The sequence below is a fragment of the Marinospirillum minutulum DSM 6287 genome (genome assembly GCF_000422325.1).
Classification (GTDB): Bacteria; Pseudomonadota; Gammaproteobacteria; order Pseudomonadales; family Halomonadaceae; genus Marinospirillum; species Marinospirillum minutulum.
The window spans coordinates 741,863-758,584 of sequence record NZ_KE383818.1; the positions used below are offsets into that span (position 1 = coordinate 741,863).

Genomic DNA, 16,722 nt, shown 5'->3' on the forward strand with positions numbered 1-16,722 from the left:
TTTAATGCGTGATTACTATTTGAGAAACGAATTGAAAATTTTATATGTGGACTTGCTTTATGACTACGGAATAAAGTCTCGTGGTATAAATAGTATAGGTCAGGATGGTTTTAAAGCATCGTTTGAAAATCTAGGGCATGATGTTCAGACTTTTTATTATGATGATTACTTTAATGATATCTGTTTGCTACAGAGTGATCTAATTGAAAAAGCTGAGATTTTAGCGCCTGATATTATTTTCTTTAGTATTTTTAAAGATCAAATTATGCAAGAAACTTTATTAAGGCTAAAAGAAAGATTTATCACAATAAACTGGTTTGGAGATGATCAGTGGCGCTTTGACAATTTTACTAATAAATATTGTAATTTATTTACTTATTGTATAACTACAGATGTTTTTTCTATACCTAAATATTATGCTTTAGGCCAAAAGAATGTCATTTATAGTCAGTGGGCTGCAATAGACAAGCACTCTATCCCTGTAAGTGAAGATTATGTATATGATGTATCTTTTGTAGGTGGGATGCATCCACACCGTAAGTGGTTCATTGAGCAGCTTAAGAAAAATGGTATCCATGTAGAGGCATTTGGTCATGGCTGGCCAAATGGCCCACTCGAATCCAAAGAAATGAATGAAATTTTTTCAAAAAGTAAAATAAATCTTAACCTATCAAACAGCATAAGTTATGACTTTAGGTTTATTTTTCACAGTATTAAATCTTTTATAACTTTTTTTAGGTCAAAAAAAGATAAGAGTCAAATCAAAGCAAGAAATTTTGAGATTCCATATTTCAATGGTTTTCAACTAACGGACTATGTTCCATCCCTCGATGAATACTTTGTAATAGGTAAAGAAGTCGCTTGTTATACAAATGTAGAGGAAGCTGTACTACAAATTAAATATTTTCTTGAAAATGATGAGTTGCGTGAAAAAATAAAAAAAGAAGGTCACCTTAGGGCAGTTTCTGAGCATGGATATATTAGTCGCATAGAAAGTATATTAAAGGAGATTCAGTGAAAAAAGCATGCTTAGTTGTTGATTCATTTTACGATAAAAATAAAATTTTTGATTTAAATGATAAGATAAGAAATAGAGATAACTGTTTGTATCAATTCCATATGCTGAAAGATAAATTCAGTGAACACGGAATAGATCTGTCTACAAGTGATATAAATAGCATCAAAGAATCTGATATTGTTATTTATAATGAGATGCCTAAATGTTTACCTAAATGTGAAGACAAGGAAAAGTCTCATCTTATACTTTTTGAAAGCGAACTTATCCGCCCCGATAACTGGGATAAAAATAAATTCAATAGATTTAACAAAATATTCACTTGGAATGACGAGCTAGTAGATAATCATAAGTTCTTTAAAATAAACTTTTGCTATAACCCTCCAAAAGAAATCAATGCAAAGTTCGCTGCTAAAGAAAAATTCTGCACGCTTATATCTGGTAATAAAAAAGTAAATCATCCTTGGGAGCTTTATTCAAAGCGGATAGAGGCAATAAGATGGTTTGAGAAAAATAATCCAGATCAGTTTGATCTTTATGGGGTTGGATGGGATAAGTATCGGTTTCATGGCCCGAAGCTCATTCGCGCTCTTAATCGCTTTCAGTTTTTGACATCAGTGCTTTCTGAAAGTTACCCATCGTACAAAGGTAAGGTAGACAGTAAAAAGGCTATACTTGAAAAATACAAGTTTGCGATTTGTTTTGAGAATGCGCAATCAATTCCTGGATATGTAACAGAAAAAATATTTGATTGCTTCTTTGCTGGCTGCATCCCTATTTACTGGGGGGCATCGAATATAAAAGACCATGTACCACAAGACTGTTTCATAGATTTTCGCGAATTTGAAAGCTATGAAAATCTTTACCAGTATTTGTCTGAAATGTCAGAAAATGAATTTGATCAAAGGATTGATAGTATACAGAAGTTTCTTTCAAGCTCTAGCTTTGATCAATTTAAAGCCGAAACTTTTGCTCAAACAATTTTAGATAAAATAATTGAGCAGTGATAATTTATCGTTACGGTATAGGTTCGTAACATTATGTCTTTTTTTAAGTCTGATTTATTTATATTAGCATTTGGCAAGTTGATACATCTTGTTTTCATGTTTTCTGCGATCAAGGTCTATACTACACTTTTGCCTGATTCTGAAGTGGGTAATTTAATCCTTATTCTATCCGTTACAATGTTTTTCAGCTTAGTTTTTATTAATCCAGTAGGGGTTTTTATAAATAGAAAGTTGAATAAATGGGTGGCCGAAGATACAGTTTGGGTTGCTTTATTTGCTTTTAATTTTTACGTTTTACTGATTTCTATATTTTCACTATTTGTACCTGCTGCTTTAAATTATTTTAAAATAGGCAGCAATATAAACAGTCTGTATTTTTCTTTTATATTGTTCTTTTTTATTATATTTAATACGTGGAATCAAACGATAATACCAGCATTAAACCTTCTTTTTTATCGTAAGGAATTTGTGTTTTTTACTTTATTTTCGGTTTTTATGTATGTTTCTCTAGCGGCAATTTTTGTATATTTTATTGAAGCCAAAGCTCATTTTTGGCTGTTAGGGCAAATTATTGGTTTAGGTTTAGGAGCAATTATTTCCACAGTCTACCTTTATCGAAAGATTCCTAATACATCAGTCCAACTGTTTAGAATTTCCACTGAAGGCATTTCAGGTGTTTTTAGATTTTCTTCATTTATTGCCATTTCCACAGTATTGCTGTGGTTTTCAGGGAACGCGTATAAGTTTGTTATTGAATATAATTATGGTCCGGAAGCTCTGGCATATATAGGATTGGCATTAACATTAGCCTTCAGCCTAGTCGGTGCTATAGAAACAGTTGTCCTTCAGGTCTACCATGCTCCCTACTATAGTAAAATATCATCGACTAGCTCTTATTTGGAAAGGTCTGCAGCTTTTCAGGAACTAATTAACAATACCATACCTGTTGTTTTTGGTTCGATCCTAGCTTTAATAGCGGCTTTACCATACCTGCTTGTTTTTCTCACAGACCCTAGGTTCTATTCAATTTTAATATATGTAATACCAGCGACTATTTTCGAGTTTTTTCGTGTAATGACAAATATACTTGGTCATGCCGCTCAAAGTGAATACAAAACGTCCCAGAATATAAAGTCTTATTTTCTAGGTTTCTTAGTCGTGGTTGTTGGTCTTGCTATTTCTATCAGTACTGTTGAATGGCAGTTTGCAATCATTTTGACATTATTAATTTCATGGGTAACGTCATTTTTCTTTATGTACTTTACCAGTAAGAAGTTATTGGATTTTTCATTCCCATACCATGAAATTATCTTAATAGCAGTTATTTTTTTTCCGGTTTTATTGTTATCTTATTGTTTTAATGAGTTGGCTTTCAATTTGTATTTTTCATTTGCATTCATTTTTGTTATAGCTGCTTACTCACTTTTGGTTTTGTATAAACGTTATTTTATAAGGGCTTGATTTTGAAAAGCAGGCAACCATTAGTATGCATTTGCATACCTTTATATAACAATGAAAAAACTATCAGATGTACTCTTGATAGTTTGTTAGATCAGGATTACGAAAATTTAATCATTAAGGTATTTGACAATGCTTCCATTGATTCAAGTTTAGCTATAGCTCATGGTTATGCTTTAAACAATCCCAATGTAATTGTGTTTTCTCGTGAAGAAACCGTATCGGGAGAAGATAACTTTAATACTTGCATTGAAAACGCAGATGGTGACTACACGGCAATATTCCACTCTGACGACGTATATGACTCTCGTATTATCTCAGCTCAGGTAGCTTTTTTAGAGAAGCATTTGCAATCAGGAGCAGTATCGACACATGCAGATGTAATAGATAAAAATGGTGTGTTAATTTCTGAACGCTTTATTCCTAATGAATTACGCAACTGCGATGCTTCAGGAGTTGAATTAACTAGAAACGAGCTTCTAACACTAATTTTTGGTTATGGTAATTTCGTAACATGTCCCAGCGTCTTGTTTAGAACAAAAATACTAAAAGAAGATATCAAAAAATTTAGGGGGGATCTTTTCATGTCTTCTTCTGATTTGGATGTTTGGCTTAGAATCTCAGAGGTATCAAATTTCGGTTTTATACCACAAAAGTTAATACGTTATAGAAAGTCAGATGCTAGCTTTTCATATAATCTTGCTAAAGTTAGGATTGAAGATCACGATATGTTTCTAGTGTTAAATTATTATCTTGATAAATTTAATGATAATAAAAAAGATTTAAATAAAAAATTAGATTTTCTTTTAATGAAAGATAGAGCAAACACTAACCTTAATCGAATGGCTTTAAATAGTGGCGATTTTAAGCTTATTAAAATGTCATGGTGTGGTTTTAGTGTGTTCCATGCTAAATATTATCTGATCGCCTTAATGGTTAAATTTATTTTAAAAGTACCATTTAAAGAGAAGCTTTTTGGTTTTCTGATAAGAGAGTTGAAAATAAAAAATGCCTAAAATAAGAGTACTGCAAATTGTTGGTGATCCCGTTGGCGGTATTAGAAAGCATATCCATGATATAATACTTGGTCTAGTTGATGAATTTGATTTTTATTACGTTTCATCCAATAAAGGTGATAAAGTTTACGATAATCAATTGCCAGATATTTTAAAAGCTACCAAACTGCATTGTAATTTAAAAATCTTTAAAAAGCCCGCTGTCTCTGATATTTCTAATATTTATAAGATATATAGAACAATAAAAAAAAATAAAATCCAGGTAGTTCATGGTCATGGTGCAAAAGGTGGTTTATATGCGCGTGTTGCAGGAAGGCTTGCAGGTTGTAAAGTAATTTATACCCCACATGGTGGAGCTGTCCATAGCATGTTTTCACCTACTTTTTCTTTAATTTATAAGTGCGTTGAAGTAGTTTTATCATATTTTACAGATTTATTTATATTTGAATCTCAATATACTTTTCAAAAATTTAAAGTAAAATTTGGTATTGGTAGATCCAGCTTTATCGTTAACTACAATGGTGTTAGAGCCCCGAAAATACCAGCAACATTCAATTATAGTACAAAAAATGAAAAAATTAAGTTTGGTATATTTGGTATGTTTCGCTTTGAAAAAGGCCAAGATATTGCTGCACAGGCTATCTCTGAATTAATTGATATGGGTAAACCGATTGAGCTTCATTTCTATGGAGATGGTGATTTAAAAGAAAAATTAGAAAAAAAATATCTTATTAAGAAATATGGCTTATCTATAAAGTTTCATGGTGAGGTTGATAATGTTAATGATCATATGATGAATATGGATTTTATACTAATTCCTTCACGTTTTGAATCATTTGGCTATATTGCAGTTGAGGCAGCCTTGATGAAATTACCTATAATATCTTCTGATGCTGGAGCGTTAACTGAAGTATTAAATATAAATAACACGTTCTTTTTTGAGAGCGGTAATATTGACGATTTGAAAAGAGTAATTAGTGTTGCTTTAGATGCTGAGTTAGAAGTTATTCAAGAGTTTGTGAAAAAGAACTATTTATATAGCCAACGTTTTTCAATTGAAAATATGTTAAATAATTTAAAGAGCAAATATGAAGCTTAGCCGTGATCTTTTTAAATTAAATGATTTTATTGTCTTTTTTCTTGTTTTTATAGTTTTTGTTGTACTTTATATTGTTGTTATTTACTTTGAGGAGTTTTTTACAAACAATGTATTTGTTGATGGGGTAAACTGGTACTTTATTGTTAAGGATTTAAGTTTTGGACTTATCTCATACGAAGAAATAAGATCATCTTGGTTGCTTTTCTTTATATATGAGCTGTTATATGACGAGCTATTGGTTTTAACCTTTTTATTTAATTCACTTTTTGTTGTATTTTCATTTCGAATATTGAGGATTCATCTTGTAGTAGCTTTTTTATTTCTTCCATTTTTTATTATTAATTTACCGCTACCTTCTAAAGATATTTTGGTGCTTTTATTTTTTTGCAGTTACATTTTTTTTCTCTCTAAGAGAGAGCACTTTAAATGTGTTTTAGTATCCTTAGCTGTATTGTTTGTTAGGGATGCGGCTGGTGTATTTCTTTTTATGTTTGTCTTTGTTTCTTACTTTAATGTTAGTCTAAGGTTTTTGGTTATTTTTTTATTTTTTTTGGCTGCTTTATTTTCTCAATATATTCATGAAATACACGAAATAACTGGTTGGTTTTTTTTAGAGAGAACACTGTATTTTTTTGTCGCAAATGAAGATATGCATATTAATGGCTATTTCATTAGGGTGATAGGTAATATTTCCAATTTTATATCTAGAATGGTTTTTTTTAGTGAGAGTAATCGGTTTTCTTTAACTGGACTTTCATTGTACTTTTCAGGACTTGGTATATTTACTTCTTTTCTAGCATCTTTAAATGTGCTATTTCTTAAAAAAAATACTAACACATTGTTTTTAAATGAGGTTGCAGGTCTTTTTTTATTAGTTGTTTTTGCATTTTCGATCTCTCCAATTATTCAGCCGCGTTACTTAATACCTTTTAGTATGGTTTTTTTATCATTTTATATATATAGCTTCGGGTTTAGGTATTCTTTAAAGTTTTTCTTTTTGTCAGTTTTCTTTGGGTTATTTTTACGGTTGGTATATTTGTATATTGATATTGATTTGCCAGTGCTATCTGATTTCTGGTTTTTTTTGTAGTGCTGGATTTTAATATAATAAAATACATGAATTATTAAGTTTTTATAATCTGTGCGCGCTTCATTATTTCATAATGTGCTAGAGTGTTTTTTAACTTTAAAGGTCTGTAATGAAAATAATACCTGTTGTTTTATCTGGTGGTTCAGGGAGCCGTTTATGGCCGCTCTCCCGTAAACACTTGCCTAAGCAGTGTTTACCCTTAGTTGATTGCCACTACAGCCTGTTGCAGCAAACCCTACAACGTGTCAGCCCTGGGAACTCGCAAGCAACAGTTATTGTCTGTAATGAAAACCACCGTTTTTTGATCGCCCAGCAGATGCAGGATATTGGCCAGCAAAATGCCACCCTTATCTTAGAGCCTGAAGGGCGTAATACAGCACCTGCTATTGCACTGGCAGCACTGGAGCTTACCCAACGTGAAAATTCTGATGCGCTAATGTTGGTATTACCGCCTGATCATGTGATTCGTGATATTACGGCCTTTGAACAGGCGGTTAACAAGGCGGTAGAGCTGGCAGAAGAGGGTACCTTGGTCACTTTTGGTATTAAACCTACCCGTCCTGAAACCGGTTATGGCTATATTAAGTTCGGTCAGAATTATGCGGTTGAGCAGTTTGTAGAAAAACCTGACATGGAAACGGCCAAAACTTATCTTGCCTCTGGTGATTACCTTTGGAATAGCGGTATGTTCCTGTTTAGCGCTGAGACTTTTCTGGCCGAACTTAAAGCTCTGCAACCAGCAATTTATGATGCGGTTAGCGAAGCTTATAAGGGGCGTAGTGAAGATATGGATTTTGTTCGGGTTGATAAAGACGCTTTTGCCACTTGCCCTGACGATTCTATTGATTACGCAGTAATGGAAAAAACCCAAAAAGCCAAGGTTGTGCCCTACTCAGGTGATTGGAGTGATATTGGGGCTTGGGATGCACTGTATGACTTCGCTGATAAAGACGATAATAAGAATGTACTCACCGGTGATGTTATCGTTGAAGATACAACTAACTGCCTAATCCGTTCTGAGTCGAAACTGGTAGCTGCAGTGGGTATTTCTGATCTTGTGGTAGTAGAAACTGCCGATGCGATTCTGGTGATGGACAAAACCCAGTCTCAGTCTGTTAAAAAGATCGTTAAGCGTATCCAAGAGCAAGGGCGTGCGGAGCACGAGTTTCATACTGAGGTTCATCGACCGTGGGGTACCTATGAAACAATGGACTTGGGTGAGCGCTATCAAGTAAAACGCATTGTGGTTAAACCGGGACAAAAGTTGAGCGTGCAAATGCATCACCACAGAGCCGAGCATTGGATTGTTGTATCTGGCACTGCCAAAGTTTATAAAGGCGACCAAGAAGAGCTGCTGAGCGAAAATCAATCTACTTTTATTCCGTTAGGTACAGTTCATGCCTTGGAGAACCCGGGCAAGATACTGCTGGAGCTAATTGAGGTTCAGTCAGGTAGCTATCTTGGTGAAGACGATATTGTACGTTTCAGCGATCGGTATGGGCGTTAATTTTTTGGAGAAAAGATTGTATATAGTCACTGTAGAAATAGTATTTTATTAATTGTTTAGTTAGCATGTCTCGTGATTAACAGTCTTCCCATTAATAGTTATGGACTTTTAGATAGGTTCTAATCATCAATTAGATTTAGGTTGTTACATGTCAGGATCTAAACGTTTTATTACTGAGCGCTACCCTGTCCAGTATTTTGTTGCGCTTTTTGATCTTGCCTTAGTCGCTTTATCTGGCTGGCTAGTTCATTGGCTGCGCTTTGATGACCCAGTATTCCATGAACGCTATATCTGGGCGATATCGGTTATGTCGCTGTTAGTAGTGGTGCTTAACACGGCTAATCAGGGCTATAGCCGCTGGCGTACCACTCAGCTGATGCAAATGATGGGGCGTTTAGCCTTTGTCTGGCTAATGGTAGGTTTGATTTGTGGCACGTTAATATTCTTTGCCGATGCCTCTGAGCGCTATTCACGGCTTTGGATTGGCACCACGTTGCTTAGTTCATTTATTGCTGTCGTGCTGCTTAGGGTTTTGATTTTACTATTACTGCTCAGTTACCGTGCCCGGGGTAAAAATCGTCGTCATGTGTTTTTAGTTGGCCCCGGGCAAAACCTACTGAAAATTGCTCGCCAGATGCGAAAGCACCAGGAAGAAGGCTTTTCTATTGCCGGTGTTCACCGTTTTGATGAGGCGCCGGATCAGGCTTTACTGGAGCTTATTCGTGATCGGGTTGCAGCATCCAACGCCAAAGAGGTCTGGATCTGCCTGCCGCTGGATATGGGGCGTGTGGTGCGTAGCCTGATGTATACCTTGCGAAATGAAACCGCAGAGGTGCGTTTTCTACCGGAAATGAAAGATATTCCACTGCTTAATCATCGAGTCAGTGAGGTCGCTGGTATGTACGCTATCGATCTGAGTGTAACCCCGATGACAGGCTTTGCACGGGTACTAAAGCGCCTAGAAGATATTATTGTGGGTGGTGCTATTAGTCTGATGATACTGCCGGTATGTGTGTCTATTGCTGTTGCCATTAAGGTGACATCGCCAGGACCTGTACTGTTTAAGCAGTATCGCACGGGTATCAACGGTAAGCGCTTTAGAGTGTATAAATTTCGCTCTATGAAGGTACATCAGGAGAAAGCGGGGCAGGTGACCCAGGCCACTAAGGGGGATAGCCGTATTACCCCTATTGGTGGTTTTTTACGCCGTACCTCATTAGATGAGTTGCCGCAGTTTTATAACGTGCTGCAAGGGCGTATGTCGATTGTTGGTCCACGGCCTCATGCTTTAGCCCATAATGAGCATTATAAAGATCTGGTTGAATCCTACATGCGCCGCCACAAGGTAAAGCCCGGTATTACAGGGTGGGCTCAGGTCAGCGGTTATCGGGGCGAGACGGATACGCTGGATAAGATGCAGAAGCGCGTCGAGTATGATCTCTGGTATATCGACAACTGGTCTTTGTTGCTGGATATTAAAATAATCTTTCTGACTGTTTTTAAAGGGTTTATTAATAAAAATGCATATTAAACGGTTTACAATAAAGCTAATTATTAGCTGTATTGTTTATTTTAAAATGCTTTTTTGTAGCTCTGGTATTAGGTAGTATAAGAATCAATTGTGGGTAAATATGATTATGCTTCTAATGAGTATGTATACATGAAACCTAAGGCAAGTAGTTTTCGTCGTTTAATTCATGCCAGCCGTTATTCTTGGTTAGGTTTAAAAGCTGCATGGAAAAGTGAAGCAGCAATACGCCAAGAAGTAGTAGCTTTAGCCGTTTTACTGCCCATTGCTTTATTTTTGCCTGTTAGCCCTGTAGAAAAAGCACTCCTAATTGCGAGTGCTTTTTTGGTTTTATTGGTTGAGCTAATTAATTCAGCGCTAGAAGCCGTAGTTGATAGAATAGGCCCAGAACACCACGAGCTAAGCGGCAAAGCAAAAGATATAGGCTCAGCTGCTGTTGCGGTTGCTTTAATAATTGCGGTGAGTGTTTGGGCAATTATTTTGTATCCTTGACTTGGGTTCTACCCGTAAAGTATTTCAAGCTATAGCATGGTAAGAAAACAAGTTATGAGGTGCAATATGACTTACCCTAACTTTATTCATCATGGTGGTGCATCGGGTGTTACGGGTTCTTGCCACCAGCTAGTAGCAACGGCTGAGCATAGCTTGCTGGTTGATTGTGGCTTGTTCCAAGGTGAAGATGCTGAACTTGATAGCCTTCAACAGCTAGAGGTTAAGTTTGATTTATCAGCAATCAAAGCATTAGTGGTGACTCATGTACACATTGATCATGTCGGTCGCTTACCCTATTTACTAGCAGCTGGCTTTACTGGACCCATCTTTTGTAGTCAACCTTCAGCACATTTATTACCGCTTGTTATAGAAGATGCACTAAAAATTGGCTTTACGCGGGATGAGCAGTTAATTGAACAGTTTTTAGAGCGGGTTCAAAGCCAGTTAGTGCCTTTAGATTATAAGCAGTGGTTTACCCTAGTTGATGATAAAAACTTACGTTTAAAAATTAAACTGCATAGAGCTGGGCATATTTTAGGTTCTTGTTATGTGGAAGTGGCCTTATATTACAAAGCTAAGAAGCTTAAGAAACGTGTGGTTTTTTCTGGTGATTTAGGCGCTCCTTGGTCACCTTTATTGCCTGCACCCAAATCACTCTATAAATGTGACTATTTAGTTTTAGAAAGCACTTACGGTGATAGACTGCATAGCAATAGGCAGAATAGGCTAAAGCGTTTACAACTTGCCATAGAAAAAGCCTTACAAAACCAAGGGACAGTGCTAATTCCGGCTTTTAGCATTGGTCGCACTCAAGAGCTGCTTTATGAATTAGAAGGTTTAGTGCATAATGCCAGCGGCTTGTGGCAAGACTTGGAAATAATTGTGGATTCGCCCTTGGCAGCCAAGTTTACTCAAGTGTATCGGCAGCTAAAGCCTTATTGGGATAAAGAAGCCCAAAGGCGCTTACAAGCAGGGCGGCATCCACTGAATTTTGATAACTTATACACGATTAATACGCACCAAGAACATGAAGCAACGGTCGCTTACCTAGCAAAAACAGGCAGGCCTGCGGTAGTTATAGCTGCCAGTGGTATGTGTGCAGGCGGGCGGATAGTGAATTATTTAAAAGCCATGTTGGGTGATGCTAAACACCAAGTACTGTTTGTTGGTTATCAGGCTTCTGGTACACCTGGTCGCAAAATTCAGAAATATGGGCCTACAGGTGGTTATGTAGAATTAGACGGCCAGCGTTACACCATAAAAGCAGGGGTAGACACCATTACCGGTTACTCAGCCCACGCCGACCAAAAAGATTTAGTGAATTTTATTAAGAGAATGCGTTACTGGCCAAAAGAAGTACGATTAGTGCATGGGCAAGAAGAAGCAAGGCAGGCGTTAAAGGCCAAGATAGACGCGTTGTATGCTGGTAAAAACTACCTAGTACAAGTTTTTTTACCTGTTACAAAAAATACATAATGGCTCATTTTATTTATTTTAAGGTATAAATGAAAATATCATTGGTGATTACAACCTATAATTGGGCAGAAGCATTAGCTGTCGTTCTGGATAGTGTGATTAATCAAACAGTTTTACCTGATGAAGTAATTATTGCAGATGATGGTTCAGCAGAGCCTACTTGGAAGTTAATTAAAGAATACAAGAAAAAGCTTCCTATACCATTAATTCATAGCTGGCAAGAAGACAAAGGGTTTCGTGCAGCAATGAGTAGAAATCGTGCCTTTGCTAAATCGTCTGGTGACTATATCATTATGATTGACGGCGATATGGTTCTTGATAAGAAATTTGTACAATCATATAAAGATGCTATTTTACCCGGCTTTTTTATACAGGGTGGTAGAGTTATAACTAACAAGAAAATCACAAAACGTATAATTGAAGGTGGTTATAAGCCCTCCTTTTTTAGTCCTGGGTTGAGGAATAGAAAAAATGCAATTAATAGTAACTTTTTGTCGAAGCTATTTTCTTATGAAAGAAATAATGACAAAGCAACTCGTAGTTGTAATATGGGCGTGTGGCGCAAAGATATAGTTGAGGTTAACGGCTTTAATAATGAGTTTGTTGGTTGGGGAAGAGAAGATAGTGATTTTGTTGTTCGTTTATTAAATGCTGGTAAAAGACGACTATATTTCAAGTTTGGTGGTATTGCTTATCATCTTTATCATAAAGAAAATGTTAGGAACTCTCTACCAGAGAATGATGCTCTACTCAAGTTGACAATAAAGAATAAATTAATACGTTGTGTAGATGGTGTGGGGAGGTTTTTTAATGATAATAAATAATGCTCTTACAGTTTTTATTTTTTTGTTTTTTGCTTTAATTACAGTGTTTAAGATTAGTGTTGCACTAGGTTATTTTAGTTTTTTGGCTGCAATTATATTGTTGCTGTTAAATAAGGGTAACAATTTTGATTTATCAGCTAAAGATAAAGTCTTTAGTAAACTCTGGTTTGTTGTTGGCTCACTTTGGTGTCTCATTGTTTTTTTTGATAATTTCGATTTTTCAGATATTGATAAACCAGTTCGTATAGTTTTTATATCTCTAGCCTTACTAGCATTATTGAAGTTTAACTTAAATAAGCACCTTGTCATCTGGGGTGTTTCTTTAGGTGCTGTCTTATCCTTTATTATTGCATTCTATGGCAAGTATATTCTGGGGCTAGGCCGCCCTACAAGTGATTTTCTTCACCCTATTATATTTGGTGATTTTTCTATGGCATTAGGTTTAATGTCAATTTGCTTAGCTTATTTTTATAAAGAAAGAGCAAGATACTTTTATTATTTTATTTTGATTGCAGGTGCTCTTGGTGTATTTAGCTCATTTCTTTCTGGTTCTCGTGGTGGTTGGATAGGGCTTCCATTTATTTCTTTTTATATGTTTGTAAGCTTGAATCCTGATATTAATAAATTAGAACTGCTTAAGAAAACTCTACTGGTTTTCATTATTTCTATCATTGCAGTTATTGCTATTCCAAATTCCGGAGTTTATGAGCGTGCTTTACATGCCGTGTCAGATGTTGACCAATATTTTAATAATGATAATAAAGCAACATCTGTAGGTGCAAGGTTAGAAATGTGGAAGTTTTCAATTTTAACTTTTAAAGAAGCTCCTTTACTTGGTGTTGGTGCAGAAAACATATTAAATAATAAAGAGAAATTAGTTGAAGATGAAATAATTGATTCTATTGTTCTTCATTTTTCTCATAGTCATAATGATTATATGGATAGTTTGGCTGAAAGAGGCTTGTTAGGTTTTATCTTATTAATTTTTCTATATCTCATTCCTATTCTTTTATTTAGAAGTCTTAATAATGGTTTTTTTAATCCTTTTGCAATCTCTGGTTGTGTGATTTCATTTTGTTTTATTGATTTTAGTTTAACAGAATCATTGTTAACAAAGAATATTGGAATATCTTTCTATTTAATTTCAGTTACTATAATGTATGTTCTTGCTAATCAATACCAGAGAGGAAGGTGTATAGGTTAGTTTACTAAATTAGAGTTTTTAAGTTATGTTTATGCGTAAAAAGATTTTAGTAGTTGGCCCTTCTTGGGTGGGTGATATGGTGATGGCGCAGAGCTTATTTAAGTTGCTGCGCTTTCGTTTTTCTGGATGTCGTATTCATGTATTGGCTCCTGCTTGGTCTGAGCCTATTTTATCACGCATGCCAGAGGTCACTAAAACACTGGTTCTGCCTTTTGGGCATGGGCATTGGGGTATGGTGGAACGCTGGAAGCTAGGGCGTAGTCTTGTTAATGAAGAGTATTCTCAAGCTATTGTACTACCCCGTTCATGGAAATCTGCTTTGGTTCCTTTTGCTGCAAAAATTCCGCTCCGCACTGGTTTTTTAGGTGAACAGCGTTATGGCTTACTGAATGATCATAGACCGTTAGATAAAAAGCTTTTAGACCAAACCGTTAAACGTTATACTTCGCTAGGTTTATCTGCCATAGAAGAGTTTACTTCAGATTTAGTTAGTTTTCCTAAGTTAGAGGTAGATTCTCTGAATCAGCAGTCACTTTTTCAAAGCTTGGGTTTAAATAGTAACCCAGTAGTAGCTTTAATGCCCGGTGCAGAATATGGTACGGCTAAACAATGGCCTTTAAGTTATTTTCGTGTATTAGCTGAAAAATTAGTTGCGTCAGGTATGCAAGTCTTAGTTTTAGGTGGTCCTAAAGATGCAGCCGCTGGTGCTGAAATTGCTGCGTCTGGTTTATCAGACTTGCATAATTTATGTGGTAAAACACAGTTAGCTGATGTAGTAGATTTGCTTGCAGCGTCCCAAGCTGCGGTTACTAATGACTCAGGTCTAATGCATGTTGCTGCTGCCGTAGGTACTAAAGTTCATGCAATTTACGGGTCCTCTTCACCAGCTTTTACACCACCCTTAACTGTTAATTCTCAAATCTATTATTTAAATTTAGACTGTTCTCCTTGTTTTAAACGTACCTGCCCTTTAGGGCATACCAATTGCTTAAATAATATTTTAGTTGAACAGGTTTTAAGTAGTATTAATTAATAATTATCTTTTGTGTTTTGGAGTTTTTTATGGGTAACTTGATTTTAACACCCTTGCGTATATTGTTTTTTTCTTTTTTTGTTTTTGCACTCATACGTCTAATTTTTTTATTCTATTATCCTGACTATTTTTCAACGTTAAGTTTTTTTGAAATATCTAGATCTTTTTTAGTTGGAATGCGTTTTGATGCTGCTATTACAACTGTTTGCATTTCGTTTTTTTTATTGCCAATAATTTTACCTTTTAATTTTGAATGGCGTGCCAAGCTTGTTAAGATTTTATTGTGGTCGACTTTTGTTGTTCTAGTTATTTTATGGACAATAAATTTAGGTGATATGCTTTATTTTGGTGAGGTTTATCGTCATGCGGGTAGAGAGTTATTACTATTAACTCAAGATTTTGGTATGTTTTTCGAGTTGGCGTTAAGCTCACGTTTATTAGTTTTACTTATTTCTTTGCCAGTTTTACTTGTGCTTGCATTACTTTGGAAAAAATTGGTGGTTTTACCTTCAACAGTTAACTTAAGTGGAAGTTTAGTCCTTCGCTCATTTGGGAGCATTTTAATTTTTTTGATAATGGTGATTGCTGGACGAGGCGGGGTTTTAACTAGCAAGCCTCTAAGTTTTATTGATGCAAATAAAGCAGGAAACGAGCAGCAAACTGCGCTTGCTTTGAATGGTGCCTTTGCGGTTATTCATGCTGTACGGCTTGGGTTAGATAATAAGTTGCTTCCTCTAAGCTTTTACACCGAGGAAGCGCTAACTGAAAAAACTTTTGAGTATGCTTCTAAGGGAGAAGACCCTTTTGTACAACACCTAGGTTCTGAGATTTCTTTGGCTGCAAATAAAAATATTGTAATAATTTTACTAGAAAGCTGGAGTAGCGCATATATTGATGGTTTAGCTGCCAGTAACTATGGTGTAACACCTAATATGGATAAGTTAATAAGTGAGTCTCGCGTTTGGGAAAATGCTTTTGCAGCAGGCCAAAGGAGTATTGAGGGGATTCAAGCTGTTTTAACTTCCGTACCTCTACTAGTTAGTCAACCCGTTATTGGGTGGGGCCTAGAGCAAAATAGAATGACGAGTTTGGCAACCTTGTTGAGAAGTCGTGGTTATCAAAGTGTGATGATGCAGTCTTCTAATCGCCGTTCTTATCATATGGATGGAGTTGCTGCTGCCATGGGCTTTGACTACTATTTTGGTAAAGAAGACTTAGGTCTTCGTCTTAACTACCCAGTTGAGGTGCCATCATTTGGTTGGGATTATGAAGCTTTAATGCACCTAGCGGATTTCCTCGAAAATAAGCCTGAAAAAAAACCCTTTCTAGCGTTTCTTTTTACGGGAACAACCCACGAACCTTTTCCTGATCCTGGTGAAAAATTTCACCGCTATGAGCACACTAAAAATGCAGAATCTGCTTATTTAAATACTTTGTTTTACAGTGATTGGGCGCTAGGTGAGTTTATGCAGAGTGCTTCTAAGCAGGCTTGGTACCAAGATACGGTTTTTGTTTTTGTTGCTGATCATGTACTAAGAGCTTCTGCAACAGAATTAGATAAATCCTTCCGTATTCCCTTGGTTATTTATACACCGGATCAATCTTTACAGCCTGGTCGTGAGGCAGCTTATGCTTCCCAGTACGATGTATTACCTACACTGGTTGACTTGCTTGGTATTACGGAGCCTATTGCTAGTTTTGGTCGTTCATTATTAAGACCTGTCGAAAAGGAGCTGGATGGAGTTATGGTGCAACGTGGTCAAATGACAGGGTGGCTGTCACCTCTAGGTTGGTTTGGTTTTAACCGTCATTCAGAACAAGGTGCTTTTGGTGCTTATGTACAAGATGAAATAAAAAAGCCCATAGCAAACTGGTTAAAATGGCGTATGCAATTGGCTGATCAGCGTTTAATACAAAATGAATGGTTGCCAAGTGAACCAGCAAGCTTGGTTACCTATGAAAAGTAAGCTTTA

General features: G+C 36.0%; 14 protein-coding genes. All 14 read left to right on the top strand.

The window, feature by feature from the left end:
- Nucleotides 1-31 precede the first annotated feature (31 nt).
- The 14 genes from H571_RS0113100 (at nt 32) to H571_RS15270 (ending at nt 16,716) form a co-directional block, all read left to right on the top strand.
- A complete protein-coding gene (locus H571_RS0113100; protein WP_027849704.1) occupies nt 32-1,018 on the top strand; it encodes a CgeB family protein in 987 nt (328 codons plus the stop codon).
- Complete coding sequence (locus H571_RS0113105) at nt 1,015-2,022, top strand: glycosyltransferase family 10 domain-containing protein (protein WP_027849705.1); 1,008 nt, start codon at nt 1,015-1,017, stop codon at nt 2,020-2,022. Before H571_RS0113100 ends, H571_RS0113105 begins: the two co-directional genes overlap by 4 nt.
- 33 nt (nt 2,023-2,055) lie before the next feature.
- Nucleotides 2,056-3,483: an MATE family efflux transporter gene (locus tag H571_RS0113110; RefSeq protein ID WP_027849706.1), complete on the top strand. Its 1,428-nt coding sequence runs from the start codon at nt 2,056-2,058 to the stop codon at nt 3,481-3,483.
- 2 nt (nt 3,484-3,485) lie between these two features.
- Nucleotides 3,486-4,496, top strand: coding sequence for a glycosyltransferase family 2 protein (locus tag H571_RS0113115; protein WP_027849707.1), 1,011 nt, complete (start codon nt 3,486-3,488; stop codon nt 4,494-4,496).
- Entirely contained in the window at nt 4,489-5,595 is a 1,107-nt protein-coding gene (locus H571_RS0113120) for a glycosyltransferase (protein WP_027849708.1), read from the top strand. The genes H571_RS0113115 and H571_RS0113120 overlap by 8 nt, the downstream gene beginning before the upstream one ends.
- Nucleotides 5,585-6,685 carry a hypothetical protein gene (locus H571_RS0113125; RefSeq protein WP_027849709.1) on the top strand — a complete coding sequence of 367 codons (1,101 nt, stop codon included), beginning with the start codon at nt 5,585-5,587 and terminating at the stop codon, nt 6,683-6,685. The genes H571_RS0113120 and H571_RS0113125 overlap by 11 nt, the downstream gene beginning before the upstream one ends.
- A gap of 109 nt (nt 6,686-6,794) precedes the next feature.
- Nucleotides 6,795-8,192 (top strand): mannose-1-phosphate guanylyltransferase/mannose-6-phosphate isomerase, encoded by a 1,398-nt coding sequence (locus H571_RS0113130; RefSeq protein ID WP_027849710.1) that lies wholly within the window; start codon nt 6,795-6,797, stop codon nt 8,190-8,192.
- A 148-nt stretch (nt 8,193-8,340) separates the two neighbouring features.
- Nucleotides 8,341-9,723, top strand: a complete 1,383-nt coding sequence (locus H571_RS0113135; protein ID WP_027849711.1) for an undecaprenyl-phosphate glucose phosphotransferase — start codon at nt 8,341-8,343, stop codon at nt 9,721-9,723.
- A gap of 129 nt (nt 9,724-9,852) precedes the next feature.
- Nucleotides 9,853-10,212, top strand: coding sequence for a diacylglycerol kinase (locus tag H571_RS0113140; RefSeq protein WP_027849712.1), 360 nt, complete (start codon nt 9,853-9,855; stop codon nt 10,210-10,212).
- 66 nt (nt 10,213-10,278) lie between these two features.
- Nucleotides 10,279-11,688, top strand: a complete 1,410-nt coding sequence (locus H571_RS15265; protein WP_036218251.1) for an MBL fold metallo-hydrolase RNA specificity domain-containing protein — start codon at nt 10,279-10,281, stop codon at nt 11,686-11,688.
- Between the two features lie 29 nt (nt 11,689-11,717).
- The gene (locus H571_RS0113150; protein ID WP_027849713.1) at nt 11,718-12,512 is read left to right on the top strand and encodes a glycosyltransferase family 2 protein; all 795 of its coding nucleotides are present in this window, start codon (nt 11,718-11,720) and stop codon (nt 12,510-12,512) included.
- Nucleotides 12,499-13,716 (top strand): O-antigen ligase family protein, encoded by a 1,218-nt coding sequence (locus tag H571_RS0113155; protein ID WP_027849714.1) that lies wholly within the window; start codon nt 12,499-12,501, stop codon nt 13,714-13,716. Before H571_RS0113150 ends, H571_RS0113155 begins: the two co-directional genes overlap by 14 nt.
- Nucleotides 13,717-13,747: 31 nt before the next feature.
- Nucleotides 13,748-14,749, top strand: a complete 1,002-nt coding sequence (gene waaF / locus H571_RS0113160) for a lipopolysaccharide heptosyltransferase II (RefSeq protein ID WP_245562352.1) — start codon at nt 13,748-13,750, stop codon at nt 14,747-14,749.
- A 29-nt stretch (nt 14,750-14,778) separates the two neighbouring features.
- Entirely contained in the window at nt 14,779-16,716 is a 1,938-nt protein-coding gene (locus H571_RS15270; RefSeq protein WP_051168346.1) for an LTA synthase family protein, read from the top strand.
- Nucleotides 16,717-16,722 lie beyond the last annotated feature (6 nt).

Bases quoted from the DNA above. Each gene is read 5' to 3' on its own strand.
- H571_RS0113135 (WP_027849711.1), top strand. From the start codon at position 8,341: ATGTCAGGATCTAAACGTTTTATTACTGAGCGCTACCCTGTCCAGTAT.
- H571_RS0113140 (WP_027849712.1), top strand. From the start codon at position 9,853: ATGAAACCTAAGGCAAGTAGTTTTCGTCGTTTAATTCATGCCAGCCGT.
- H571_RS0113155 (WP_027849714.1), top strand. From the start codon at position 12,499: ATGATAATAAATAATGCTCTTACAGTTTTTATTTTTTTGTTTTTTGCT.
- H571_RS0113130 (WP_027849710.1), top strand. From the start codon at position 6,795: ATGAAAATAATACCTGTTGTTTTATCTGGTGGTTCAGGGAGCCGTTTA.
- H571_RS15270 (WP_051168346.1), top strand. From the start codon at position 14,779: ATGGGTAACTTGATTTTAACACCCTTGCGTATATTGTTTTTTTCTTTT.
- H571_RS0113150 (WP_027849713.1), top strand. From the start codon at position 11,718: ATGAAAATATCATTGGTGATTACAACCTATAATTGGGCAGAAGCATTA.
- H571_RS0113110 (WP_027849706.1), top strand. From the start codon at position 2,056: ATGTCTTTTTTTAAGTCTGATTTATTTATATTAGCATTTGGCAAGTTG.
- waaF (WP_245562352.1), top strand. From the start codon at position 13,748: ATGCGTAAAAAGATTTTAGTAGTTGGCCCTTCTTGGGTGGGTGATATG.
- H571_RS0113125 (WP_027849709.1), top strand. From the start codon at position 5,585: ATGAAGCTTAGCCGTGATCTTTTTAAATTAAATGATTTTATTGTCTTT.
- H571_RS15265 (WP_036218251.1), top strand. From the start codon at position 10,279: ATGACTTACCCTAACTTTATTCATCATGGTGGTGCATCGGGTGTTACG.
- H571_RS0113120 (WP_027849708.1), top strand. From the start codon at position 4,489: ATGCCTAAAATAAGAGTACTGCAAATTGTTGGTGATCCCGTTGGCGGT.